We start from the raw sequence: 23225 nt of genomic DNA on the forward strand, positions 1-23225 counted from the left end.
CTGCTACAAAAAACGGGGCGGCCTGATCGATGATCAGACCGCCCCGTTTTTTATGCGCCGATGGAAAGCGTACTTTACATACGAGATCTCTTCGGTAAATATGTAAAGGGTCTTTTACATAGGAAGTGAAGAATGAATCGCTACTACCTCGAAATGGGCGCCGCATTGCTGCTCTATGTGCTGGTGTTGATCCTTTCCCTGATCGCCAGCCAACACTTGATGGATGCCAACATTATCTTGCGATTCTTGGTGGCGCTGACCCCGATCATTCCATCTGGCCTGATGTGCTGGGCCATCGTGCGCAACATGCGGCGAATGGACGAAATGCACCTGCGTATCCAGTTCGAAGCCCTGGGTTTTGCCTTCGCCGCCTCGGCCCTGCTGACCTTCAGTTATGGTTTTCTGGAGAACGTCGGGGCGCCGCACATTCCGTGGACGTGCGTGTGGCCGGTGATGGGACTCATGTGGATTGTCGGCTTGCAAATTGCGCGACGCCGTTACCAATGAAAAACCGCCTCAAGGAATTGCGCGCCGAGCGCAAATGGTCGCAGGTTGAGCTGGCGGAACGCTTGAACGTGTCACGCCAGACCATTAACGCCATCGAAAACGAACGCTACGACCCGAGTCTGCCATTGGCTTTTCAGATTGCCCGGGCATTCGAAATGCCATTGGAAGATATCTTCGACGACAGTAAAACCTGACCTGCACCCACAGGGAAAACATTTCCAATGCAAACGCAGCGACAGACCATTAACGGGCAACGCATGCCGAGATCGGCGAAATGCTAAGCCGTCGCCGTTTCAACGCCACGTGAGATAGACCTGGCAATCATTTGCCGGGCCGCATCCACTTTCCCCAGCGTTTCTATGTGCGTGTGGAGTGCAGGAATCACCCCTCAACCGTTACGCGACAGCGCTTTGCGCACACTGCTGCTGGTCATGCCTGCAGGTTCGGCGGTTGCCTGCGGTTGCGCCTGAGCCTGCGGTTGCTCAGGCATTTGCACCTGACCGGACCGCCCTGCGTGGTACTGGCTTTCGACCTGCTGGTTCAAGCGGGCGAGAAAGGCATCCAGTTCGCTGGTCAACAGCTTCTTGCGCTTGGAGCCTTTGACGCACTCATAGATGTAATAACCCGTGCCCACCAGAAAACCCAACACACCGGCGAGCAAACCGATGCCGACCCACATGGCGAAGGCAATCAGCAAGGGCTTCCAGCGAAACGGTGACAGGCCCAGATCGGTGTTCAGCGCTTTGGCGTCACGAATCAGGTAGGTCTTGGTCGAGGAATGGTTTTGCAGATGGGTGTGGAGCAACTTCTCGCCATCGTTGCTCACCGCGCTGATCAGCGAAATGTTCTGGCCGCTGCGCAGAGGAATATCGAGCCCACGAAAACTCACATCGTGTTCAATGCCATCCGCCGTTCTGATCCAGAACTCATGGTTGATCACCATCACCGAGTTGATGTGCACCGCAATGGGCTGACCATTACTGTCGAATTGACCGTTACCACCGGTGGAGGTGATGTGGGTTTCGCTCATTTTCTCGCTGCCCACAACTTCACCGCTCAACACGGTGAAATCAACGGTTACATCGCCATGGGTGAACTTGTGCATTGAGAGTCCTTGATGCGTCGGTCGACGTGCGGGGAAAGAAATCCTTAGGCCGCGAATGCTACTAAGTGGCCATCTCTCTGTCCAGAACGCCCCGCCGCATCATTCTTTTGCGCTAATCAACTCCCTGCGCCACCGTGAGCCTCTTCGAAGAAGTAATCCTTCCAGCTCCCAGCCTTGTTTTTCAGCACGCCCAGCTCCTGCAATTTCTCGGCATAGATGAAGGTGCGCTGCGGCACCACGGTGAAGTCGATTTCCGGGTCCTTGACGATTTGCTCGACCAGCGCCAGCGGCAACTTCGACTGCTCGACGCGAATGTAAGCCTGAGCGGCAGCGGGTTTGTCGGCCTTGATGATCTTCTCGGCCTCGGCCAGTGCGTCGTAGAACGCCTTGTAGGTTTTCGGGTTTTCGTCGTGGAATTTTTCTGTGGTGTAGAGCACGTTGAACGTGGCCTGACCGCCAAGGATGTCGTACGAACTCAGCACTTTGTGCACGTTGGGGTTTTGAAGCGCCTGATATTGAAATGGCGGGCTGGAGAAGTGCGAGTTGATTTCCGAACCGCCGGCAATCAACGCGGCGGTGGCGTCCGGATGCGGCAGGCTGACGGAGATGTTGTCGAACTTCTTGAACTGGTCGTCCCCGAACTCCTTGGCGGTTTCGATCTGCAAGGTACGCGACTGAAAGCCTACGCCGGCTGCGGGCACGGCAATGCGATCCTTGTCGCTGAAATCCTTGAGGGTCTTGATGTCCGGATTATTGGTCAGCAGGTAATTGGGCATCGAGCCCAGTGCGGCAATGGCTTTGACGTTCTGTTTGCCTTTGGTGCGATCCCACACGGTCAGCATCGGCGGCACACCGGCCGATACCACGTCGAGGGAGCCGGTCAGCAGCGCTTCGTTCATCGCTGTGGCACCGGAGATGCTGTTCCAGTCGACCTTGATATCAAGGCCCTGCTCTTTACCGTGCTTCTCGATGAGCTGTTGATCACGCACGACATCGAGAATCAGATAACCGATGCCGAATTGCTGGGCGATGCTGATCTTGCCTTCGGCCTGGGCGCCAGTGCTGAACAACGCACTCGCTGCCAGGGAAGTGGCCAACAGAGTCAGCGCGGAACGTTTGAACGGGGTGGGCATAACAACCTCGCAGCATGGAAGTGGTGTGCTGAAGGGCCCGACTTTATAGCTATAAAAAATAGAAATTAAATACCTTTATCGCATATCGATAGCACGGGGGATGTCGGGGCGGCAAAAAACGTTGGGCCTTAGCCGCGAACGGTGTCAGACCGATCCCTTGCAGAAGCTGTTGCCAACGCTGCAACAGCGAAGGTACGCCGGTTAAACAGCCTGAAACAATAAATCCACCTGCGGCCATCCACCTGATTGCCGTGCAATACATCAGCCCGTCAGGGCTGCAGACAATCCACCGGCTCTTCTACCAACCCGGACAGCGGATCATCCCAGCGTTTAAAAGGGCGATCAGACCGCCCACCCTTGGTATCATCGCCCACACTTTTTTGACGTTTTGATGACTGGAAGGTCTTTCTTTGTGAGCGCTCTTTTTCACCGGTTGCGGCAGCCCAATGCCCGCCTCTTTTCACTGATCGTATTGGTACTGATCGTGCCAGTAGTCCTGCGTGCAGCATTGGGCTGGTCGACGCCGGTGGGTTATTTGTCGGACCTGGCCATCGGCAGTCTGCTGGTGCTGTTGTTGCATCGTCGGGCTTGGTGGCTGGCCTTGCCGGTGCTGCTGTTCTGGGGCCTGCTGGCAGTGGCGACGGCTGAACTGGTCAGCGCCGTTGGCAGATTGCCAACGCCTGGCGACATTCATTACCTGATCGACCCGCAGTTCGTGGAAAACTCCACCGGTGGCGGGCTTGCCCACCCAGCGGTAGGCATCAGCCTGTTACTGGCGTTGGTGTTCTGGCTGCTGACCCGATTCACCACTCGCGGGATTTCCCGTCCGGCCCTGCCCCGCGCGCTCTGGAGCGTGCCACTGGTGCTGTTCGCGGCGCATTGGGGCGTACAAAACCAATGGCCTAACGAAGACGACCCATGGCGCCAGTACAACCTGCCGCATCAGTTGCTCGCCTCCGAGGTCGCCGACCTGCAGATTCAGGCCGAGGAATGGCTCGACGGCGATGTCGAAGAAGCCGCACCGGCCATGGCCGGACTCACCGACGTCGACCTCAACGGCCATCCATTGCTGGCCGCGCCCGGTCAGGCACGCAACGTACTGATCATCGCGCTGGAAGGCATTCCCGGCGCCTACATTCGCGCCAACCGTGAGGCCATTGGCAGCCACTATCAGGAAGACCTGATGCCCAATCTCAGCCGCTGGGCCGAGCGCGGCATGAACACCCCGGATTACGTCTTGCACACCCACCAGACCATTCGCGGCCTGTACGCGATGCTCTGCGGCGATTACGACAAACTCAACAACGGCACGCCCAAGGGCGTGGAAATGCTCACCCTCAACGAGCGCAATCACGCCTGCCTGCCCGCGCAATTACGCGAGCACGGCTTCAGTACCCACTACCTGCAAGGCGCCGGCCTGCGCTTCATGGCCAAAGACAAGATCATGCCGCACATCGGTTTTGATGCGACCCATGGCCTGGAATGGTTCACCAACAGCAACTACCTGGAGTTCCCGTGGGGCAAGGATGACAAGGCGTTCTTCGAAGGCGCGCTGGATTACGTCGGCCAACTGAAAAAACAGAAACAGCCGTGGATGCTCACACTCTTGACCGTGGGCACCCATCAGCCCTACTCCGCGCCCGAGGAATACCTGGAACGCTACGACACGCCCAAGCAGGCCGCTGTCGGCTACCTCGACGATGCCTTGGATCAGTTTCTCAGCGGTCTCGAACGCCAGGGTGTTTTGAAAGACACACTGGTCGTGATCACCTCGGACGAATCCCACGGCATCGACGGCGTGCGCCTGGCTTCTTCGTGGGGTTTCAACCTGACACTGGCGCCGGAGCACGCACAACTGCCGCGTCTGAACAAAGGTGTCTATGGCCACGTCGACCTGAGCACCTCGATCCTCGACTACTTCGATCTGCCAGTGCCATCGGCATTGAGCGGTCGCTCACTGTTCCGCGACTACGATTCCGGTCGCGAGATCATGTCGTTCACCAACGGCAAGCTGCGCTACCACAACGGCCAAGGGATCTTTTCCGAGTGCGACATGCCGCGTCGTTGCCGCTATTACGAAAGCGCGGGCTTCATCGCCGAAAGCGCCATTTACAAAGGCAACTACAGCGGTCATCCCGCCCGGCAGATTGCGGCGCGCGCCAACGCGCTGGACCTGTCGTTGCTGCGCACCCCGCTCAATCATCGTTATCAGTTCGGCAGCACCAACGTCATCCCGCTGCAGGCGCAGATCAAGGATGACTGGGCCGACAACCTGATCGGCGCGCAGTATCTGGAAATGCCCAAGGGCTCGCAGACCCGCGTACGCCTCACCGTGCGCTCGGTGGATCCGCAGCAAGCAGCCTACATTCAGCTCAAGGCCAAGGAGTTTGAGCAGGACGTGCAGCTGGGGCTGCCAGCGGAGATGGTCGCCACCGCGGATCAACCACTGGAAATGGATTTCAGCTTCGACAACCCGCAACCGCGCAAGGCGTTCTCGTTCCATTTGCTGGGTTATGGCCTGGGCGCGGTCGAGGTCACGGATTTCAGTGTGATCACCGAATTGCCGGGGCAGGAAGACATTCTTGATGACGTGCCGGCGGACGATGCCGCGCAGTCGAGTTGATCGTGACGCCTTCTAATGAGCAGACTTTTACATCGCTGACAGAATCGATATAGCGATAAGCCGGGGGCGTTAAACCGCCCCCGACTACAATCGCCTTAAATTATATTGATATTAAAATCCCCGGTTATCTTCCTGCCATCTGTCAGAACAAAATCAATCGTTCCGTATGCACCTCGACGTTGCCTGACAAAAGAGATGTTGGCCTTGCTGTTTTGATCTGCGTCGAAAAATTGCCCATTGATCTGTACTTGCCACTTAACGCCTTCTTTATAGAATTTCACCTCGTGGGGACCGTCACCTTGCAAAGAACTGGGAACGGAAAAAACAACCCTGTTGTTGTTTTCACTCCCGAAGAGGTAATAATCAAAATTCAAGTCCCGCATATCAGCGGTAGTAGCCCCCATAAAGCGGACCCCATCTACCGAAGCGGAAAAAGTACCAGCTCGAAGTTCTTTTTGGTCAGCGCTCATATCAATGCTTCCTTTCTTGTCGGTGAAACGGAAGTTATTTGTAACTCAGGGCAAACTAACGCCACGCCCGAATAGCGCCAACTGTCACTTCTGACAGTCCTTTAAATGATTTGGCAATAAAGTAAATATTGGTAATAACCAGACGTGATCGAGACCTGAAAGGCTTTGCCTATCAGCGCCCAATAGTCGGGCTATTAGCTGACTTGCCAAGTCGGGTCTAGCCTTACTAGTCCGAAGTCGGCACGAGCCGGCCGTAGAAGACCTGATAAGGACCCGAACATGGCAAACGAATCGAAATGCCCGTTCAACCACGCTGCCGGTGGTGGTACGACGAACCGTGACTGGTGGCCGGATCAACTCAATCTGAAAATCCTTAGTCAGCATTCGCCCAAGTCCGACCCGCTGGGCAAGGATTTCGACTACGCCAAAGCCTTCAAAAGCCTGGATTTCCAGGCCTTGAAACAAGACCTCAACGCATTGATGACCGACTCCCAGGACTGGTGGCCGGCCGACTTCGGGCACTACGGCCCTCTCTTCGTGCGCATGGCCTGGCACAGCGCCGGCACCTATCGCACCGCCGATGGTCGCGGGGGCGCAGGCTCCGGCCAGCAGCGGTTTGCACCGCTCAATAGTTGGCCGGACAACGTCAGCCTCGACAAGGCCCGGCGTCTGCTGTGGCCGATCAAGCAGAAATATGGCCGCAACATTTCCTGGGCGGACCTGATTGTCCTCACCGGCAACGTTGCGCTGGAATCCATGGGTTTCAAAACCTTCGGTTATTCCGGCGGTCGCGCGGATGTCTGGGAACCGGACGAAGACGTGTATTGGGGTTCGGAGCACGAATGGCTGGGCGGTGATAGTCGTTACGGTAAAGACAAAGAACCCATGCAGGAACCCGGGGACGGCACACTGGTCGCCGAGCCGGACCTGCACGGCAAAGAAGAAAGCCGCACCGATCAAGGCGAACGCAATCTGGAAAACCCGCTCGCGGCGGTGCAGATGGGTCTGATCTACGTCAACCCGGAAGGCCCTGAAGGCAATCCAGACCCCGTGGCCTCGGCGCTGGACATCCGCGAAACCTTTGGCCGCATGGCCATGAACGATGAAGAAACCGTGGCGCTGATCGCTGGCGGCCACGCCTTCGGCAAAACCCACGGTGCCGGCCCTGCAGACAATGTCGGGCCTGAACCGGAAGCGGCCGGTCTTGAAGAACAGGGCTTGGGCTGGCGCAACGCCTTCGGCACTGGTAAAGGCGCCGACACCATCACCAGCGGTCTGGAAGTGACCTGGACTACCACGCCAACCCGGTGGAGCAACAACTACCTGGAAAACCTCTTCGGTTTCGAATGGGAACTGACCAAGAGCCCCGCGGGCGCGCATCAGTGGATTCCGAAAAACGGCGCCGGTGCCGGCACCGTTCCCCATGCCCATGACCCGAGCAAGAAACTCTCGCCAACCATGCTCACGTCCGACTTGGCGCTGCGTTTCGACCCGGCCTACGAGCAGATCTCGCGGCGCTTCCTCGCTAATCCGGATCAACTGGCCGACGCCTTCGCCCGCGCCTGGTACAAACTGATTCACCGCGACATGGGCCCGCTGTCCCGCTACCTCGGGCCGGAACTGCCGAGCGAAGAATTGCTCTGGCAAGATCCGATTCCTGACGTCACGCACCCGCTGATCGACGACAGCGACGCCGCCGCACTGAAAAGCAAAATCCTCGCATCGGGTCTTTCGGTGTCGCAGTTGGTGTCGACCGCTTGGGCAGCACTTTCGACGTTCCGTGGTTCAGACAAACGCGGTGGCGCCAACGGTGGACGTCTGCGTCTGGCACCGCAGAAGTTCTGGCAAGCGAATCAGCCTGAGCAATTGGACAAAGTGCTGAACACCCTTGAAGGCATTCAGACTGAGTTCAACGGTGGCGCAGCCGGCAAGCAAGTCTCGCTGGCGGATCTGATCGTACTGGCGGGGAATGCCGGGATCGAACAAGCGGCGAAAAACGCCGGCCACTCGGTGACTGTGCCGTTCAATCCGGGGCGTACCGATGCAACACAGGAGCAAACCGACGTCGAGTCGTTTGGCTTCCTCGAACCGATCGCCGATGGCTTCCGTAACTACAGCAAACGCAAGTACACCGTTTCAGCCGAAGCGCTGCTGATCGACAAAGCGCAGCTGCTCACCCTCACCGCACCGGAAATGACTGTGTTGCTCGGTGGCCTGCGGGTGCTGAACACCAACGTCGGACAAACCCGGCATGGTGTTTTCACTTCGCAAACAGAGGCGCTGAGCAACGACTTCTTCACCAATCTGCTGGACATGGGCGTGGAGTGGAAGCCGACTTCAAGGGATGCGGACGAGTTCGAAGGACGCGACCGTAAAACCGGCAGCGTGAAGTGGACGGCGACGCGGGTTGATCTGGTGTTCGGTTCCAATGCGCAACTGCGCGCGTTGGCCGAGGTGTATGCCAGTGCGGATGCGAAGGAGCAGTTCGTCAAAGACTTCGTTGCGGCCTGGACGAAAGTCACCAATCTGGATCGTTTTGACCTGAAGTAACTGACTAAACGCAAAACCATTGTGGGAGCTGGCTTGCCAGCGATGACGGCAGCAGATTCAACATCAACGTTGACTGGTACACCGAAATCGCTGGCAAGCCAGCTCCCACAGGGACTGTATTCAGACCAGGTTAAGCCAGGCTTTTGCTGACGACTTCGTACACATCACTCGACAACTGCCCCGACGCCAGAATCCGCTCCAGCTCGCCTTTCATCAGCGCCTGACGCGCATCGTCATATTTGCGCCAGCGCGTCAGCGGCGCCAGTTGGCGCGAAGCGATCTGCGGGTTGAAGCCGTTCAGCTCGATAACCAGATCCGCAAGGAAGCGATAACCGGAACCGTCCGCCGCGTGGAAGTTGATCAGGTTCTGCCCGGCAAACGCGCCAACCAGCGCACGCACCTTGTTCGGGTTCTTGATGTTGAAGGCCGGGTGCTGCATCAACACCTTCACGCGCTCCAGACCGCCCGGCAACGTGCTGCCAGCCTGCACACTGAACCACTGATCCATGACCAGCGGGTTGTCCTTGAAGTGCTCGGCAAAACTGGCCAGCGCCAGGGCCTTTTGCTCTTCGAACGGCGAGTTGACCAACACCGCCAGCGCCGTCAGACGCTCAGTCATGTTGTCAGCTGCTTCGAATTGCTCCAGCGCCGCCGCCAGTACTTCCGGCTTGCCGCTGAGCATCAGGTACGACAGCGCAATGTTCTGCAGCGCGCGACGGGCGAAATGTTCGGCTTCGGCCACGTACGGAGTTTTCTTCGACAGGTCGCGGTTGGCCTGATAACGCAGCCACAGCGCTTCGAACAAACTGTCCGCGAGTTGCTTGCGGGCAAATTCACGAGCGGCGTGGATCGCATCGACATCCGCCACTTCGCTGATTTCAGTGAGGTACGCCTCACCCGGCAGTGAGAGCATTTCCGCGACCATCGCCTGATCCAGCGATTCATCGGACAGCACGGTTTTCAGCGCTGACACCAGTCGCGGGTCGAGCTTCAGGCTTTCACCCTTCTGATGTTGGCCAATCAGTTCTTGCAGCACCTGCACCGACAATTGCTGACCGGCATCCCAACGGTTGAAGCCGTCGCTGTCGTGCTGCATCAGGAACATCAGTTGATCGCGGTTGTACGGGAAGCTCAGTTTCACTGGCGCCGAGAAACCGCGCAGCAACGATGGCAGCGGCTGTTCAGCGATATCAACGAAGGTGAACGTCTGCTCGGCTTCGGTCACCGAGATCACACGGGTGGTGCCTTGTGCTGTCGCTTCACCGCTCAGACGCAGGGCAATCTCGTTGCCTTGGCTGTCGAGCAGGCCGAGTTCGACCGGGATCACGAAAGGCAATTTTTCAACTTTGTCCGGGGTTTCCGGGCAGCTCTGGCGGAAGGTCAGGCTGTAGGTTTTCGCGGTGCAGTCATAAGACTCGCTCACCGCCAGACGCGGCGTGCCGGCCTGGCTGTACCAGCGCTTGAACTGGGTCAGGTCGACGCCGTTGGCATCTTCCATGGCTTTGATGAAGTCATCGCAAGTCACTGCCTGACCATCGTGGCGTTCGAAGTACAGATCGCTGCCCTTACGGAAGCCTTCGGCGCCGAGCAAGGTGTGGATCATGCCGACCACTTCCGAACCCTTTTCGTACACGGTCAGGGTGTAGAAGTTGGAAATCTCGATGAAGCTGTCCGGACGCACGGCGTGGGCCATCGGACCGGCGTCTTCGGCAAACTGGTGGGTGCGCAGATACGCCACGTCCTGTATGCGCTTGACCGTGGCCGAGTTCATGTCAGCGGAGAAGCCGGAATCGCGGAACACGGTGAAGCCTTCCTTCAGCGACAACTGAAACCAGTCGCGGCAGGTCACGCGGTTGCCCGACCAGTTGTGGAAGTATTCGTGAGCGACGATCGCTTCTACGCGCTGGTGCGCAGCGTCGGTCGCGGTTTCGGCGCGGGCCAGCACGGCGCTGGAGTTGAAGATGTTGAGGCCCTTGTTCTCCATCGCGCCCATGTTGAAGTCATTCACGGCAACGATCATGAAGATGTCCAGATCGTACTCGCGACCGTAAACCTCTTCGTCCCAGCGCATCGACTTTTTCAGGCTGTTCATCGCGTGCTGGCACTTGTCGATGTTTTCCGGCTCGACGTAAATGCGCAGTGCGACGTTGCGGTTGGTCATGGTGGTGAAGCTGTCTTCGACGCACCACAAGTCACCGGCCACCAGCGCAAACAGATACGCCGGTTTCATGAACGGGTCTTCCCACGTCGCCCAGTGCCGGCCGTCTTCGCCCGGGCCCGAGGCGATCGGGTTGCCGTTGGAGAGCAGCACCGGATAGCTGTGCTGTTCGGCGACCACGGTGGTAGTGAACTTGCTCATCACGTCCGGGCGGTCGAGGTAATAGGTGATCTTGCGGAAACCTTCGGCCTCGCACTGGGTGCAGAACATCGTGCCGGACTTGTACAGGCCTTCCAGTGCAGTGTTGGTTTCCGGGTGGATCTTGACGCTGGTGTCGACCGTGAAGGTTTCGCTGGCCGGCTGCAGGGTCAAGTGGTTCTCGGACAATTGATAATCAGCGGCATCAAGCTCTTTATCGGCCAGGGTCACCGAGAGCAATTCCAGTTGCTGACCATCGAGCACCAGCGGCGGCAGGCCCGGGCCACGGGCCGGGTTGCGGCGCATCACCAACTGCGCGTGCACCAGGCTGTGATCCTCGAACAACTCGAAGGTCAGGTGTGTTTCGTCGATCAGGTACTCGGGCGCCTGATAGTCCTTCAGGTAAATCATCTTCGGTTGTTCGGTGCGCATGCTGGAGTCCTTATTGATGCACGGCGAGCTGATAAGCCGTGTACTTGCGAATGTTGATCACGCCGGTATCGAAGATCAGGTACTGGCCTTTGATACCCAATAACGTGCCTTCGGCAATCGGGTTCTTGTCCAGGTTGAAGCTGACGATTTTGGCCGGGTATTGCTCGACCGGATAGCGGATTTCGAGAGGTTCTACATCGGCAATCGTCTGAATAGCTTGTAGGCCGAATCGCTCCTGCAAACCTTGCAGACCTTCGGCGCAGCTTTCAAACAGCTGATCACGCACCTGCGCCAGATCAACCGCCACCGCATCGCCCTTGAGCAACGCGCGCCAGTTGGTCTTGTCCGCCACCTGGCTGCGGAACAGGTCTTCAACGAAGCCCGATTGCTGCCGTGTCGAAACGCGCATGATCGGCAACGCCTGACACGCACCCTGATCGATCCAGCGAGTCGGCAGTTGCGTAGCACGAGTGATGCCAACCTTGATGCCCGACGAATTGGACAGGTAAACCACGTGATCGGTCATGCAAAACTGCTCGCCCCACGCCGGATCGCGGCAGGTGCCGGCGTCATAGTGACAACGCTCCGGGCTCATGATGCACAGGTCGCACTGCGCCAGTTTGGTCATGCACGGGTAGCAATAGCCCTGACTGAAACTGGTTTTGGTCTTGCGCCCGCAATGGGTGCAGTGGATTGCCCCCAGGTACTCCAGACGCACCGTAGTGCCGATCAATGGGTTGACCGGCACCTCGACGTCATCCAGACGAAACGCGTATTGCACGTTCGGCCCGTCCAGGCGTGCCGACATTTTGCTGATTGCACCGCGGCCAATCTCGATCAATGGATAGCATCCGACTTGAACAGAATGTTCGGTACTTCGATCGACTTCGATGCACATTCCTGCGGGCCCATGTAACCGGTGCGCTGGTCTTCAGGCAGGTTCTGTATTTCCCAGGCGATCATCGCCTGCAACGACAGCTCGCGCTGTTCGGCGGTGAGCTTGCCACCGTCGGACCATTTGCCGATTTCCACGGCCAGTTTCAGGCTCTCGTAGATATCCGGGGTGATGTTCTTGATCATGTCGTTAAAAGAGGACATCAGGGTCTCCGTGCTCTTTATCTACTGAAAAATTTAGGCGGCCAGTTTACGGCGGTTATACAAACCACCCAACAAACCGGTGAAGCATCCGATGAGTAACCCGCCGACGTGGGCGGCATTGGCGATTTCGCCGAAGCCGATCATCGAGATCAGCCCGGACATGCACACCAGTAACCAGATCAGCATCATTGCCAGTACACCACGCGGCAGACGGTAGGCCGGGTTCGGCGACAGCAGCTGGAAGATCCAGCAATGCCCGAGCAGGCCGTAAAGCACCCCGGACAGGCCACCGAACAAGGTCGCGCCGCTCCAGACAAACTGCGCGTAGTTGGACACCAGGCTGAACAGCAGCGTCAGGCCGATCAGGTTGATGCTGCCCTGGCGCGACTCGATGCGCCGGCCCAGCTCCCAATACCACATGCCGTTCATGGCCAGGTGGAGGATGCCGAAGTGGATCAGCATCGGCGTGACCAGACGCCACCACTGCCCCGCTGCCAGACTGTCGGCCAACGGCACGAAATGGATGTACTCGCCGACCACCCGAAAATCGAGGAAGGTCAGCCAGCGCAGGGTCTGCAGGTTTTCGCCGAGGTAGGTCAGGCCGCCGACAATCAGGCACAGCAGCAGGATGAAACCGGTGGCCTTGGCGTACTTCAATTGTTCCGCAAAACTCGGACGCTTGACGGTTTGCGCGACGGGAATGTCCAGTTGCTGATCGGGGTCCCCGGCCGGGAAGCGTTCGTACAGCGAACGCACGTCTTCGCTGATCTCCGACGGCGCCCACAGCACTTGTTCGCCGGCCTCTTCGCTGACCCGATGCGGAACCTGCATGCGTTGCAGCAGCTTGACGAAACCACTCAAGTCCACCGCCAAGGGCAGACGCAATACCGCTACCGCACTCATTGCAGCACCTCCGGCCGCTCGACATCGACCCAGACAAATTTATGCGGATCCAGACGGGTTTCCTGATCCAGACGATAGGCGACCAGTTTGCCGTAAAGCACCGCGCTGTAATCCAGACACGCGAGGTTCGGGCGAATCGGTGCCGGTTTGCCGCTGCGCCAGTAATGACCGACGAACAGCAACGGCTCGTCAACGCCGTAGCGCAGCAGGTTGTTTTTTTCGCTGGAGGTCAGCGGCTTCTGCGCCACCGGTTCCGGCAGTGCATCTGGCTGGAAGACAATGTCGCCGTAGGTTTTCGGGTCGTCTTCCCAGAACTTGGTGCGGAAGAACGAACGCACCAGACCGTCACCGCTGGTCATGGTCAGACCATCCGGCAGGCGCATGTCGGTGCCGCGCAGCAACCGGTCGAATACGGTGCAGGCGAAGCTGTCCGGGACGGCCGAGGCCTGGAGGAAATGTTCGTCGATGCAGCCGTTGGGGAACAGCGCGCGCAATGGCTCGATCAACCCGGCGTCCCAGCACGCGTGAACCACGCGGAAGCGTCCGGCGTCGACAAACAGCGGCAGCTCATAGAACCAGCGCTGGAAGTCATGCCAGTCAGCGGGATGACCTTCGAATTGAGTCAGGGTCTCGTGCAGCAGGCGCGCGTGACGCGGCGTGTGTTCGCGCACGTACTGCTTGCCGCTGCCCGGTGGCGCCGGGGTGCTCCAGCCCAGCGCGTTGAATTCGTGGTTGCCCATGATGCACAAGGCCTGACCGGCCTCGACCATGTCGTGGACGATGTGCAGCGCCTCGCGAATGCGCGGGCCACGGTCGATGATGTCGCCGACGAACACGGCCATGCGCGATGGATGCCGCCAGACCCCGCCCTGCTTGTGGTAACCGAGTCGGTCCAACAAGTGTTCGAGGGTCAGGGCGCATCCGTGCACGTCACCAATCAGGTCATAACTGCGCGCGGGATCGAGCATCAGTCGCCTCCACCGCCCAGCTTGCTGCCCCAGCCGAGCTTGGTGCGGCAGACTTCGTAGTAGTTGTGGTCAAGCGGGTGAATCAGGCGCAGCTTCTGCGCTTTTTTGCTGACGGTGATGGTGTCGCCCGGCGCGCAGGTGAAGTGGTTCTGCCCGTCGCAGGAGACTTGCGGGTAAATCTGCATGTTTTTCGACACGACGATTTTCAGCTCACTGTTGCCATCGACCACAATTGGCCGGCTCGACAACATATGGGGATACATCGGCACAATCACAATGGCATCGAGCTTGGGATGCATGATTGGTCCGCCGGCAGACAGCGCGTACGCGGTGGAACCGGTCGGCGTGGCGACGATCAGGCCGTCGGCTTTCTGGCTGCAGACGAACTGGCCGTCGATGTACAACTCGAATTCGATCATTCGCGTCGATTTGCCGGGGTGCAGCACCACGTCGTTGAGCGCATCGCCCTGACCGATGGCTTCGGCGTGACGGCGTACTTCGGCTTGCAGCAGGAAGCGGTTTTCCACCAGATAGTGGCCGTCGAGCACCTTGGCGACTTCGACTTCCAGCTCGTCCGGGCGAATGTCTGTCAGAAAACCGAGGCTGCCACGGTTGATCCCCAGTACCGGAATGTTGTGTTTGGCCAGTGCACGGGCGGCACCGAGCAGGCTGCCATCACCGCCGACGACGATGACCATGTCGCAGACTTCGCCAAGCATCTTGCGCGACGAAGTTTGCAGGCCGTGGCCCGGCAGGACTTCGGCGATGGTGTCTTCGAGGATCACATGCAGGTGACGATCGAGCAGAAACCGTTTCAGTCGGCGGACGGTATCCAGCACCTGGGAACTGCCCAGGCGACCGATGATGCCGATATTACGAAATTGCTCCATGGGACCTCTGCGGACAATCGAAAACGCGAAAAACACGATTATGGGCGAAAGCGCCGGTTAGACAAAATCCTTTCAGCCTCAAGGGTGTGCTCGTGTTTACGGCTATGCTCGCAGGATGATCCTATTTCCCGATTTGCTTAAGTTGCCTCATCAATTACGCCACCCGGAAGTGCGGGATCTGGCGTGGGTGATCCTCGCCCCGCCGATGCTCGCCAGCACGCCATGGCCGCAGCGCCATCCGTTGGCCGGCAGCGATTGGGTGCATGATCCCGAACGTCTGGAGCACTGGTTGCGTCAGCTCGATCGTGACAGTTATGGCTTGTTGCATTGGTTGTCGCAGGCACGCACCCGGCGCCTGGGCCTTTATTACGAACGCCTGTGGCAGTTTGCCGTGATACATGCGCCTGGCATTGAACTGATTGCCGCCAACCTGCCGATCCGCCGCGAAGGCCATACACTTGGCGAGCTGGACATGCTGTTGCGTGACCGTGATGGCGTGCATCACCTGGAACTGGCGATCAAGCTTTACCTCGGCCCGCAAAATGGCGACGGCCATGATCCGGCCCAATGGCTAGGGCCGGGTTGTCATGATCGACTGGACCGTAAACTGGCGCATCTGGCGCAACATCAATTACCGATTTCGGCGCGCCCGGAAAGCCGCGAAGTGCTGGCGAAGCTGGACATCGAGGTGTTCAGCGCGCAGCTGTGGTTGGGCGGCTATCTGCTATATCCGTGGCCCGGCCAATCCGAATCGCCGAGCGGCGCGCACCCGCAGCATCTGCGCGGCAGTTGGCTGCATCAGAAGGACTGGCCGGCGTTCGTCGCGCAACGCCCGACCGGGCGCTGGCAACCCCTGCCCCGCCATGCCTGGCTGGCCCCGGCGCATTATCCGGCGGATCAGACTTGGGGGGCGGAGCATTTGCAGATGTGGCTGGAAGATCTCGAACCGCTGGCCCCGGCGCAGTTGCTGGTGCGTCTGACCGAGAATGCGCGGGGCGAATGGGAAGAGGCAGAACGGTTGTTCCTGGTCTCTGACCTTTGGCCGAATGTGCCCGGCCAAACCTGACGCCTCCCTTCAGTACCGGCCCCACCGCTAGCGGGGCTGGCTCGCACAGGGAGTTTATCCGGCCAATACTTATTTATCAGACTTGATGTTGGTCCAGACACGGGTGCGTACGCGTTCGAGTTTCTGCGGCAATGGCTGGACCACGTAGAGGTTTTTCAGCGCTTCCGGGGTCGGTGTCAGGTTCGGGTTGTCGGTGATCTCTTTGTTGATCAGAGGTATCGAATCCTTGTTCGCATTCGGGTAGCCGAGGAAATCGCTGATCGGTGCGATGACTTTCGGATCGAGCAAGGTGTTGAGGAATTCGTGGGCTTCTTCAACGTTCTTCGCACTCTTCGGAATGGCGAAGGTGTCGAACCAGATCGGCGCGCCTTCCTTCGGCAAACGCCAGTCGACCACCACGCCATTGTTCGCTTCTTTGGCACGGTTGCCGAACTGATAAAAACTGCCCGAATAACCGATGGCCACGCAGATGTCGCCGTTGGCGATGTCGGTCATGTATTTGGCCGAGTTGAAGTAGGTCACGTAAGGGCGAACCTTGAGCATCAGCTCCTTGGCTTTTTCATAGTCGGCAGGGTTCTGGCTGTTCGGGTCGAGGCCCAGATAATGGAGAGCCAGCGGCAGAATTTCCGTCGGCGAATCGAGCATCGCTACACCGCAGGATTTGAGCTTTTCCATGTTCTCGGGTTTGAACACCAGATCCCAGCTGTCCACCGGCGCGTTGTCACCCAATGCTGCCTTGACCTTGGCCGGGTTGAAGCCGATCAGCACCGTGCCGACCATGTAAGGCACCCCGTACTGGTTGCCGGGGTCGTTTTTGCCCAGCAGTTTCAGCAGTTCCGGATCCTGGTGGCTCCAGTTCGGCAGTTTCGACTTGTCGAGTTTCTGGAACACGCCCGCCTTGATCTGCGTTTCGAGGAACTGGTTGGACGGCACGACGAGGTCGTACCCGGAGTTGCCGGTGAGCAGTTTGGCTTCCAGGGATTCGTTGGTGTCGAAGGTGTCCCAGGTCACTTTGATGCCGCTTTTTGCCGCGAAGTCCTTGGGTACGGAGGGCAGGATGTAATCCGCCCAGTTGTACACGCGCAGTTCGCGCTGCTCGGCCTGGACGGCGCTGGCCAGCAGCGTCAGCCCACACACGGTGGCACCCAGAATGCGTTTCATCGTGACCATGGTTGTTTCCCCAAAATGCGGCGTGAGTTCGATGGTTTTTATGTTCTGTACACGGCAGCGGATTGAAAGGTAGCCAAGGGCAAAGAAAGTCCTGCGTTTTATTGTGGCTTTGATTCTTGCTGACAGCGTAGCCGGTTCACAGTGGGTGATCGGCCAAAAGGGGATCGATATGGCCAATTTGAGTGACCTCCCGAATGCGGAAAAAACAATGCCCGGCACCTGGCCGGGCATTGTTGTTTTACGCTGAATGCGTCAGTCGGTGTAGCCCAGCTTCGCCGACCTGCTCTGCTGAACCTGGCCCCGCGTCGCCAGGCAGTAATACAGCGGAACGGTGACCACCAGGCCGACCAGCCATGACAGGTCTGCGCCATCAACCAGATTGGCGTAAGGCCCGACGTACAGCGACGTATTGGCGAACGGCAATTGCACGATGATGCCGATGAAGTAGGCAATGATGGCGTGCAGGTTGAAGCGTCCGTAAATACCGCCATCGGCGCGGAAGATCGAAGTGATGTCGTAGCACCCGCGCTTGATCAGGTAGAAGTCGATCAGGTTGATCGAGGCCCACGGCACCAGTACCAAGAGCAGCGCCAGAATCAGGCCGATGAACTCGGAAATGAAATCCGCCGAGGCCCCGAGCGCCACCACACAGCAGCCCGCCAGCACCACGCTCGACAGCACCACACGCACCTTGATGCTCGGCGTCCATTGGCTGGCGAAAGTCTGGATCGAAGTGATGATCGACAGCACCGCACCGTACAGATTCAGCGCGTTGTGGCTGATGATATTGAGCAGGAACAACACCATCAGAATCGGCCCCAGCCAACCGGTGGATTGCTTGACTGCGACCATCGCTTCAGTGCCTTCCGGCGTCGCCAGCACGGCGACCGCGCCGAACGTGAACGACAGAATCGTGCCCAGCGTCGCGCCCAGATAGGTCGCCCAAAACGGCTTGGCGATGCCGATGTCGGCTGGCAGGTAACGTGAATAGTCAGAGACGTACGGCGAGAAGCTGATCTGCCAGATGATCCCCAGCGACACCGTCGCCAGCCAGCCGGACAGGTTGAAGCTGCCGCGAGTGAAAAAGTCCGCTGGCAAATCATGGGCGAAGATGTAGATGAACCCCGCCAGCAGCGCGCTGCCCATCACCCAGGTACCGATGCGGTTCAGGGTGTGAATGAAGTTGTAGCCGATTACACCGATGGCTGTGGCCGCCAACGCGCCGATCAGGATGCTCAGCGGCGCCGGCACCGACGGCGCAATGCCGACGATGGATTTGCCGGCAAGGACGATGTTGGAAATGAAGAAACCGATGTAGATGATCGCCGCGAAAAACACGATCAACAGCGCGCCGTAGCGCCCGAACTGGCCGCGACTCTGGACCATCTGCGGAATGCCCATGCGCGGACCTTGCGCTGAGGCCAGCGCAATCACCACGCCGCCGATCATGTGCCCGAGCGCAATCGCCAGAAGGCCCCAGAGCAGATCGAGATGGAACACCTGAACCACCATGGCGCCGGTGACGATGGGCAGTGGCGCGATGTTGGTGCTGAACCAAAGGGTGAACAGGTCGCGGGCCTTCCCGTGGCGTTCCGCGAGTGGGACATAGTCGACCGTATGGTTCTCGATCAACGGATCTTGCCGGGACATCTGGGACATATGCATGAACTCGAGTTTGTCTGTTCTTATCGTTGTATGAAGCCAAACCGGGGGGACTCTTTGGTCGCCCCTCAGATGCCGACCATATTATGGTATTCCAAACTTTGCACAAGACTGATCCGCTGATTTGCACGCGATCTGTTCCGCTATCCTCGCTGATCCTGCCCTTCACTGACTAGCCGAAAGCCCCGTAAACATTGACTTTCCGACGAAAGAAGGACGTTTATCGGTTCACCTGAAAATCCCTTGCAAAGAATGTATTACGGTATACCATCAGACCTACAAACACATAAAAACCGCGTTACAACACCCGAGGACTACCCAATGATCGATGCTGCCATCTACAAACAAGTCATGGGCTCGTTCCCGTCCGGCGTCACTGTTATCACCACGCTGGATGACGACGGCCAGATCGTCGGCCTGACCGCCAGCGCGTTCAGTTCGCTGTCGATGGACCCGGCGCTGGTGCTGTTCTGCCCCAACTACAGCTCCGATTCCTATCCGGTCTTGATCAAGAACAAACGCTTCGCCATTCACGTGCTGTCCGGCGGGCAGCAAAGCGAGGCCTACGCCTTCGCCCGTAAAGGCAAGGACAAGGCGCAAGGTATCGAGTGGACTCTGAGCGAGTTGGGCAACCCGATTCTGGCCAATGCCACGGCGGTGATCGAGTGCGAGTTGTGGCGCGAATACGAAGGTGGCGACCACGCGATCATGGTCGGTGCGGTGAAGAATCTGATCGTGCCTGAGCAGGTTGCCGGGCCTTTGGTGTATTGCCATGGGAAGATGGGTGCGTTGCCTGCGGTGGCTTGATTCCCTGTTCAATACATAACCCTGTGGGAGCTGGCTTGCCAGCTCCCACAGGTTTTTATGTAACCCGGTAATGAATATCAGGTCCGGAAACGACTCACCAACTGATTCAACGTCTGCGACAACGCCGTTAGATTTTGCGCATCCTGCCGGGTCGAATCGGCCAGACTCGCCACCAACTGCGCATCCCCGTGAATCTGGCTGATATGCCGATTGATGTCCTCGGCGACCTGATGCTGTTCTTCCGCCGCCGTAGCGATCTGCGTGTTCATGTCGCGGATTACGTCCACCGACTCACGTATCAAGCCAAAACTCGCTCGCGCTTCGTTGATCGACACCACGGTGTCCTGCGACACCTCAAGGCTGGCGTGCATCTGCTTGCCCATCTGATGGGTGCGTCGTGCCAGATTGCCGAGCAAAGCGTCGATTTCGCCAGTGGAGTCCGCCGTACGCTTGGCCAGTGCACGCACTTCATCAGCGACCACGGCAAAACCGCGTCCCTGCTCCCCTGCCCGCGCCGCTTCGATTGCCGCGTTCAACGCCAGTAGATTGGTCTGTTCGGCGATGGAGCGGATGGTGCCGAGGATCGACTGAATATCGTTGCTGTCCTGCTCCAATTGCTGCATCGACTCGGCGCTGTGGCCGATCTCCTGGCTCAGGCGCCCGACGTTGTTCACCGCCGCGTCGATCTGCTGTTGCCCGGCGTGAGCCTGACGCTGGCCGTTGTCGGCAGAGTCCGCCGCCTGGCTGCACGAACGCGCGACTTCGTTGGAGGTGGCGACCATTTCATGGAACGCCGTGGACACCATGTCCACGGCCTCGCGCTGCCGTGAGGCGACTTCAGCCATTTCCGCCGAAACCTCGGTGGCGCTGCCGGAACTGCTGTGAATCTGCCCGGCCGCCTGACCGATGCGTTGGATTAACGTGCGAATCGCCTCGAGAAACTGGTTGAACCAGCCCGCCAGTTGCGCGGTTTCATCCTGCCCGCGTACATCCAGTCTCGCGGTCAGATCGCCCTCACCCTGTGCAATGCCTTCCAGACCACTGGCCACGCCACGAATCGGCTTGACCATCAACCCGGCAAACCACGCACCGGCCATGGCGAACAGCAGCGCGCAGGCAACAGCGATGGCGCCGATGATCCACGTCAGCCGCGTGGCGCCGGCCATGACTTCACTGGCCTTGACCACACCGACGAAGCGCCAGCCCAGCGACTCCGACGGCCAGACCAGCGCCATGTAGTGCTCGCCGGCCAATTCCACTTCCACCAGCCCTTTGCCCGCCTCGGCGAGTTGTTTGTAGCCATCGCCCAGATCGGTGAGTTGCTTGAAGTTGTGCGCCGGGTCGCTCGGGTCAACCAACACTGTGTTGTTGGCCTCCATCAGCATCAGATAACCGCTGTCGCCAAGGCGGATCTGCTTGACCAGATCGGTGAGTTGCTTGAGCGACACATCGATATTCACCACCCCGGCATTGCTGCCCAACTGATTGTTGAAGCTGCGCACGGTGCTCACCAGCACCACGTCATCGGCCGCCCAGTAATAGGCGTCGGTGCGCAGGGTCTTGCCGGGATTGGCCATCGCGGTTTTGTACCAGGGCCGCGTGCGCGGATCGTAACTCGCCAGTTTCGGATCACCCGGCCAGAACAGATAACCGCCCTGCTCGGTGCCCAACGAGAGATAGGTGTAAGCCGGATGGGCCTTGGCCAGCCCGGCGAACAACGCGAACACCTGCTGATCCTGCGGCCCCATCGGGATCTGCGCGGCGTCACTGCTCAGGTAGCGTTTAAGGCTGCCATCAATGCCCTGCAACTGCGGATGCTCAGCCAGATACGCAACGTTCTGGCTGATGCCCTCGAAGAACAACTGCATGGCGTTCTCGACCTGGCGCACCTCCCTCCCGGTGCTGTCGATAAAGTTGTCCCGCGCCCCGTCGCGCACATTGAGGATAATCAGCACGGCCACCAACAACACCGGCAGGCTGGCGATCACCGCGAACGCCAGAGTCAATTTTTGTTTTATGTTCATGTTTACTGCGCCTTCCTTGTTCGAAGTGTCGGTCAGAAATATTTTGCGGATATTCCGTATTATGGTATACCAATATTCAATCAACCGACCAGCCGTCCTCGAGGGCGTGCTTGAATGGTGAGAAGACTTGCGAGCGTTCATCGCTCATGCCAGTGACACAGGCCCGCAAACGACCGGCCATCAACAAAAGATCCGAGGTAGCGTCATGAAATTTTCCCTGTTCGTACACATGGAACGCTGGGACGAAAGCGTCAGCCACCGCCAACTGTTCGAAGACCTGACCGAACTGACCCTGATGGCCGAAGCCGGCGGTTTCAGCACCGTGTGGATTGGCGAACACCACGCCATGGAATACACCATCTCGCCGAGTCCGATGCCGCTGCTGGCCTACCTCGCGGCGAAAACCACGACCATCCACCTCGGCGCCGGCACCATCATCGCGCCGTTCTGGCACCCGTTGCGGGTCGCCGGTGAATGCGCCTTGCTCGACGTCATCAGCAACGGCCGCATGGAAGTCGGCCTGGCCCGTGGCGCTTATCAGGTTGAATTCGACCGCATGGCCGGCGGCATGCCTGCCTCATCCGGCGGCCAGGCGCTGCGCGAAATGGTCCCGGTGGTCCGCGCCCTGTGGCAAGGCGACTACGCCCACGACGGCGACATCTGGAAATTCCCCACTTCGACCAGCGTGCCGAAGCCGATTCAAAAACCGAATCCGCCGATGTGGATCGCCGCCCGCGACCCGGACTCGCACAACTTCGCCGTGGCCAACGGCTGCAATGTGATGGTCACGCCGCTGATGAAAGGCGACGAAGAAGTCCTCGATCTGAAGAACAAATTCCAGACAGCGCTGGACAACAACCCAGACGTACCGCGCCCACAACTGATGGTCCTGCGCCACACCCACGTGCACACCGCTGATAACCCTGACGGCTGGAAAGTCGGCGCCAAAGCGATCTCGCGTTTCTACCGCACCTTCGATGCGTGGTTCGGCAACAAGGCAACGCCGGTCAACGGTTTCCTTGACCCAAGCCCGGAAGAGAAGTTTGCCGGGCGTCCGGAGTTTGAACTGGAAAGCCTGCACAAGACCGCAATGATCGGCACGCCGGAAGAAATCATTCCGCGCATCAAGTACTACCAGGAACTGGGGGTGGATGAGTTTAGTTTCTGGTGTGACAACAGCTTGCCGCATGAGGAGAAGAAGAAATCGTTGGAATTGTTTATCAAGCATGTGGTGCCGGCGTTTCGCTGATTACTCGGCGGACAGTCTCTGACCCACTAGAAAGCCCCGGACTCGTCCGGGGCTTTAGTTTTTAGAGATCACGGAATGCGTTGATCTGGCTGGATGAAATCATAAACGTGCTGTTCGCAACCCTGCCCGACAAACTGAAACTCCACCAGGCAGACCTTGCTTCGTTCCGGCGAAAAAGTACTGTTCAGCGGCCCGCAACTATAAATATTGCC

General features: G+C 58.6%; 19 protein-coding genes and 1 pseudogene. 7 read left to right on the top strand and 13 right to left on the bottom strand.

Going from position 1 to position 23225, the window contains the following annotated elements:
- Positions 1 to 132: 132 nt before the first annotated feature.
- Together AC3Y64_RS16650 and AC3Y64_RS16655 are read left to right on the top strand one after the other, a co-directional pair.
- Positions 133 to 507, top strand: a complete 375-nt coding sequence (locus AC3Y64_RS16650; protein ID WP_489984522.1) for a hypothetical protein — start codon at positions 133 to 135, stop codon at positions 505 to 507.
- The gene (locus tag AC3Y64_RS16655; protein WP_489984523.1) at positions 504 to 701 is read left to right on the top strand and encodes a helix-turn-helix transcriptional regulator; all 198 of its coding nucleotides are present in this window, start codon (positions 504 to 506) and stop codon (positions 699 to 701) included. The genes AC3Y64_RS16650 and AC3Y64_RS16655 overlap by 4 nt, the downstream gene beginning before the upstream one ends.
- A gap of 194 nt (positions 702 to 895) precedes the next feature.
- On the opposite strand, the gene AC3Y64_RS16660 is transcribed toward AC3Y64_RS16655, so the two are convergent.
- Positions 896 to 1612, bottom strand: coding sequence for a hypothetical protein (locus AC3Y64_RS16660; protein ID WP_489984524.1), 717 nt, complete (start codon positions 1610 to 1612; stop codon positions 896 to 898).
- Positions 1613 to 1728: 116 nt separating this feature from the next.
- Positions 1729 to 2745: an ABC transporter substrate-binding protein gene (locus AC3Y64_RS16665; RefSeq protein WP_489984525.1), complete on the bottom strand. Its 1017-nt coding sequence runs from the start codon at positions 2743 to 2745 to the stop codon at positions 1729 to 1731.
- Positions 2746 to 3157: 412 nt separating this feature from the next.
- On the opposite strand from AC3Y64_RS16665, the gene AC3Y64_RS16670 reads away from it, so the two are divergent.
- Positions 3158 to 5368: an LTA synthase family protein gene (locus AC3Y64_RS16670; RefSeq protein WP_489984526.1), complete on the top strand. Its 2211-nt coding sequence runs from the start codon at positions 3158 to 3160 to the stop codon at positions 5366 to 5368.
- A gap of 95 nt (positions 5369 to 5463) precedes the next feature.
- Here the strand turns inward: AC3Y64_RS16670 and AC3Y64_RS16675 are convergent, their stop codons facing one another.
- Entirely contained in the window at positions 5464 to 5838 is a 375-nt protein-coding gene (locus AC3Y64_RS16675) for a hypothetical protein (protein WP_489984527.1), read from the bottom strand.
- A 279-nt stretch (positions 5839 to 6117) separates the two neighbouring features.
- Between AC3Y64_RS16675 and katG the strand changes: the two genes are divergently transcribed.
- Entirely contained in the window at positions 6118 to 8388 is a 2271-nt protein-coding gene (katG, locus tag AC3Y64_RS16680; protein ID WP_489984528.1) for a catalase/peroxidase HPI, read from the top strand.
- Positions 8389 to 8518: 130 nt separating this feature from the next.
- Here katG and pepN read toward each other — a convergent pair whose 3' ends face one another.
- Genes pepN through AC3Y64_RS16710 form a run of 6 tightly spaced genes read right to left on the bottom strand, consistent with a single transcriptional unit; the run spans position 8519 to position 15035 of the window.
- On the bottom strand, positions 8519 to 11176 hold the full coding sequence (gene pepN, locus AC3Y64_RS16685) for an aminopeptidase N (RefSeq protein ID WP_489984529.1): 2658 nt from the start codon (positions 11174 to 11176) through the stop codon (positions 8519 to 8521).
- A 10-nt stretch (positions 11177 to 11186) separates the two neighbouring features.
- The gene (locus AC3Y64_RS16690; RefSeq protein ID WP_038366003.1) at positions 11187 to 12017 is read right to left on the bottom strand and encodes a DUF2797 domain-containing protein; all 831 of its coding nucleotides are present in this window, start codon (positions 12015 to 12017) and stop codon (positions 11187 to 11189) included.
- Positions 12014 to 12274 carry a YeaC family protein gene (locus tag AC3Y64_RS16695; protein ID WP_003224178.1) on the bottom strand — a complete coding sequence of 87 codons (261 nt, stop codon included), beginning with the start codon at positions 12272 to 12274 and terminating at the stop codon, positions 12014 to 12016. Before AC3Y64_RS16695 ends, AC3Y64_RS16690 begins: the two co-directional genes overlap by 4 nt.
- A 33-nt stretch (positions 12275 to 12307) precedes the next feature.
- Positions 12308 to 13177 (bottom strand): rhomboid family intramembrane serine protease, encoded by an 870-nt coding sequence (locus AC3Y64_RS16700; RefSeq protein ID WP_489984530.1) that lies wholly within the window; start codon positions 13175 to 13177, stop codon positions 12308 to 12310.
- Positions 13174 to 14148 (bottom strand): metallophosphoesterase, encoded by a 975-nt coding sequence (locus AC3Y64_RS16705; protein WP_489987988.1) that lies wholly within the window; start codon positions 14146 to 14148, stop codon positions 13174 to 13176. The genes AC3Y64_RS16700 and AC3Y64_RS16705 overlap by 4 nt, the downstream gene beginning before the upstream one ends.
- A complete protein-coding gene (locus AC3Y64_RS16710) occupies positions 14145 to 15035 on the bottom strand; it encodes an NAD(+) kinase (RefSeq protein ID WP_003224174.1) in 891 nt (296 codons plus the stop codon). Before AC3Y64_RS16710 ends, AC3Y64_RS16705 begins: the two co-directional genes overlap by 4 nt.
- 115 nt (positions 15036 to 15150) lie before the next feature.
- On the opposite strand from AC3Y64_RS16710, the gene AC3Y64_RS16715 reads away from it, so the two are divergent.
- Positions 15151 to 16101, top strand: a complete 951-nt coding sequence (locus tag AC3Y64_RS16715; protein ID WP_489984531.1) for a DUF1853 family protein — start codon at positions 15151 to 15153, stop codon at positions 16099 to 16101.
- A gap of 69 nt (positions 16102 to 16170) precedes the next feature.
- Here the strand turns inward: AC3Y64_RS16715 and AC3Y64_RS16720 are convergent, their stop codons facing one another.
- Together AC3Y64_RS16720 and AC3Y64_RS16725 are read right to left on the bottom strand one after the other, a co-directional pair.
- Positions 16171 to 17271, bottom strand: coding sequence for a polyamine ABC transporter substrate-binding protein (locus tag AC3Y64_RS16720; RefSeq protein ID WP_158957875.1), 1101 nt, complete (start codon positions 17269 to 17271; stop codon positions 16171 to 16173).
- Positions 17272 to 17523: 252 nt separating this feature from the next.
- The gene (locus AC3Y64_RS16725; RefSeq protein WP_489984532.1) at positions 17524 to 18930 is read right to left on the bottom strand and encodes a purine-cytosine permease family protein; all 1407 of its coding nucleotides are present in this window, start codon (positions 18928 to 18930) and stop codon (positions 17524 to 17526) included.
- A 324-nt stretch (positions 18931 to 19254) separates the two neighbouring features.
- Between AC3Y64_RS16725 and AC3Y64_RS16730 the strand changes: the two genes are divergently transcribed.
- Complete coding sequence (locus AC3Y64_RS16730) at positions 19255 to 19740, top strand: flavin reductase family protein (protein ID WP_122594237.1); 486 nt, start codon at positions 19255 to 19257, stop codon at positions 19738 to 19740.
- 77 nt (positions 19741 to 19817) lie between these two features.
- Here the strand turns inward: AC3Y64_RS16730 and AC3Y64_RS16735 are convergent, their stop codons facing one another.
- Both AC3Y64_RS16735 and AC3Y64_RS16740 read right to left on the bottom strand, forming a co-directional pair.
- Entirely contained in the window at positions 19818 to 20585 is a 768-nt protein-coding gene (locus tag AC3Y64_RS16735; RefSeq protein ID WP_489987989.1) for a methyl-accepting chemotaxis protein, read from the bottom strand.
- Between the two features lie 138 nt (positions 20586 to 20723).
- Positions 20724 to 21905: pseudogene (locus AC3Y64_RS16740) on the bottom strand (cache domain-containing protein); the annotation flags it as partial.
- A 64-nt stretch (positions 21906 to 21969) separates the two neighbouring features.
- On the opposite strand from AC3Y64_RS16740, the gene AC3Y64_RS16745 reads away from it, so the two are divergent.
- Entirely contained in the window at positions 21970 to 23013 is a 1044-nt protein-coding gene (locus tag AC3Y64_RS16745; protein WP_489984533.1) for an LLM class flavin-dependent oxidoreductase, read from the top strand.
- Positions 23014 to 23225: the final 212 nt, after the last annotated feature.

The organism is Pseudomonas sp. 4CAES_32.4, from assembly GCF_058136335.1.

Coding starts and splice junctions, on each gene's coding strand:
- AC3Y64_RS16660 (WP_489984524.1), bottom strand. CDS start 1,612: ATGCACAAGTTCACCCATGGCGATGTAACCGTTGATTTCACCGTGTTG.
- AC3Y64_RS16650 (WP_489984522.1), top strand. CDS start 133: ATGAATCGCTACTACCTCGAAATGGGCGCCGCATTGCTGCTCTATGTG.
- AC3Y64_RS16745 (WP_489984533.1), top strand. CDS start 21,970: ATGAAATTTTCCCTGTTCGTACACATGGAACGCTGGGACGAAAGCGTC.
- pepN (WP_489984529.1), bottom strand. CDS start 11,176: ATGCGCACCGAACAACCGAAGATGATTTACCTGAAGGACTATCAGGCG.
- AC3Y64_RS16700 (WP_489984530.1), bottom strand. CDS start 13,177: ATGAGTGCGGTAGCGGTATTGCGTCTGCCCTTGGCGGTGGACTTGAGT.
- AC3Y64_RS16720 (WP_158957875.1), bottom strand. CDS start 17,271: ATGGTCACGATGAAACGCATTCTGGGTGCCACCGTGTGTGGGCTGACG.
- katG (WP_489984528.1), top strand. CDS start 6,118: ATGGCAAACGAATCGAAATGCCCGTTCAACCACGCTGCCGGTGGTGGT.
- AC3Y64_RS16695 (WP_003224178.1), bottom strand. CDS start 12,274: ATGTCCTCTTTTAACGACATGATCAAGAACATCACCCCGGATATCTAC.
- AC3Y64_RS16675 (WP_489984527.1), bottom strand. CDS start 5,838: ATGAGCGCTGACCAAAAAGAACTTCGAGCTGGTACTTTTTCCGCTTCG.
- AC3Y64_RS16730 (WP_122594237.1), top strand. CDS start 19,255: ATGATCGATGCTGCCATCTACAAACAAGTCATGGGCTCGTTCCCGTCC.
- AC3Y64_RS16710 (WP_003224174.1), bottom strand. CDS start 15,035: ATGGAGCAATTTCGTAATATCGGCATCATCGGTCGCCTGGGCAGTTCC.
- AC3Y64_RS16715 (WP_489984531.1), top strand. CDS start 15,151: ATGATCCTATTTCCCGATTTGCTTAAGTTGCCTCATCAATTACGCCAC.
- AC3Y64_RS16665 (WP_489984525.1), bottom strand. CDS start 2,745: ATGCCCACCCCGTTCAAACGTTCCGCGCTGACTCTGTTGGCCACTTCC.
- AC3Y64_RS16725 (WP_489984532.1), bottom strand. CDS start 18,930: ATGTCCCAGATGTCCCGGCAAGATCCGTTGATCGAGAACCATACGGTC.
- AC3Y64_RS16735 (WP_489987989.1), bottom strand. CDS start 20,585: ATGGCTGAAGTCGCCTCACGGCAGCGCGAGGCCGTGGACATGGTGTCC.
- AC3Y64_RS16655 (WP_489984523.1), top strand. CDS start 504: ATGAAAAACCGCCTCAAGGAATTGCGCGCCGAGCGCAAATGGTCGCAG.